Raw genomic sequence first — 1,542 nt, forward strand, 5'->3', positions numbered from 1 at the left:
GTGGCCACGATTGAGAGACTGCTCGCACCTCGGGCTGAGCGTGCTGGCGCAGGATCAGGGTGCGGCGTGCCGAAGTTTGTCCATGAAGCAGGGTGATCGATTCGCCTCCGTCCCTTGGGTATCCAGAGGTGACGGTGCTGTGTTCGTGCACGGAGCGACGGTGTGGTTGCACTGCACTCTGCGCAATGAGTTTGCTGCCGGCGATCATGTGATCGCCCTGATGCAGATTCACGGGCTCCGTGCCGATCCGGATGCCGCGCCGCTCGTGTTTCACGGCAGCAAGTTTCGCCAACTCGTCGTTCTCTGACGTGGGCCGAAGGCAGCGAACGTCGTGGCAGAAATTGATATGAGCCAGGGGCTTGACCCCGATGTGACGGTAGACACATAATACATCTAGTGTTCGATTCGACTTATTTGGCCGCGGGTCCGGCGCCCCTGTCTCGCTCATCCGAGCGATCGGCAGCCGCCCATGATCTTCCCGCCCCCTCGAGTCGGCCTTTCAAAAGTGGAGGATATGCATGACAACCAGTGAGGTTGAGACCACAACCGTGCTCGACGCGATCAAGAAGCTGACGCCGGAGATCGCGGAACGAGCGGAAGAGATCGAGAAGGCCAAGGGCATTCCCGCCGATCTGATCGAGCGCATCGCCGACACCGGTGCATTTCGGATGTTCGTCCCCCGCCGGTACGGCGGTGAGGAGATGAGCTTGCCCGATGCGATGGCGGTCATCGAGGAGGTTGCCCGAGCCGACGCGTCCGCAGCCTGGACGGTGATGATCGGCGCAGACTTCGCGCCGGTATTCGGGCGCTTCCCGCAGGAGATTCTCGACAACGAGATCTACGTGGACGGACCGAATACGATGGCGCGCGGCGCCTTTGCGCCGAAGGGGGTGGCGATTCCTACCGATGGTGGATACATCGTCAAGGGGCAGTGGCCCCTCGCCAGCGGCAGCTACGAACACCAGTGGATCATGGGTAACTGCATCCTCCTCGAGGGCGGCGCGCCCAAGATGACCGAGCACGGCACGCCGGTAATGAAACTGGCCATGCTTCCGGCTGATCAAGCTCAGTACCTTGATAACTGGGATTCGGTAGGACTTCGGGGCACCAACAGCACCGATTTCATCCTGGACGAGGTCTTCGTTCCCGAGCATCACACTGCCGAGTTCTTCGGCCCGGCCGGAGTCGACACGCAGATGTTCAGGCTTCCTATTCGATTGGGACTCGGCCCCACTCACGTCGCGGTGGTACTCGGTATCGCCCAGGGAGCATTGGACGACGTGAGCGAGCTCGCGAAGACGAAACGCCCTGCGTTCAACCCCATGATGCGCCTGGCCGAAGACCCTGTCTTCCAGTTCAGACTGGGTCAGCTCGACACCCGGCTGGCCGCAGTGCGAGCACTCGCCGAGAAAGAGACTCGACTCATGTGGGACGCGGCGGCGTCAGGAGAAGCTATCGATCCGATGGCATCTGTTCGTCAGCGCGCGATGGTCTCTCTGGCCCACACCGAATGTGTCGCGGTGGTGAACGAGGTGTTCGGCC

Annotated in this window: 2 protein-coding genes; both read left to right on the top strand. The window is 61.6% G+C overall.

All coding sequences use genetic code 11. The annotated features are described in order from the left end of the window. Positions 1-307: flavin reductase family protein (locus WAW17_RS05815; RefSeq protein WP_422332058.1), on the top strand; the 307-nt coding region annotated here is incomplete at its 5' end. 211 nt (positions 308-518) lie between these two features. Further along, on the top strand, positions 519-1,542 hold a 1,024-nt coding region (locus WAW17_RS05820; protein WP_422332059.1), incomplete at its 3' end, for an acyl-CoA dehydrogenase family protein.

The organism is Rhodococcus sp. (in: high G+C Gram-positive bacteria) (genome assembly GCF_049286785.1).
Lineage (GTDB): Bacteria > Actinomycetota > Actinomycetes > Mycobacteriales > Mycobacteriaceae > Rhodococcus_F.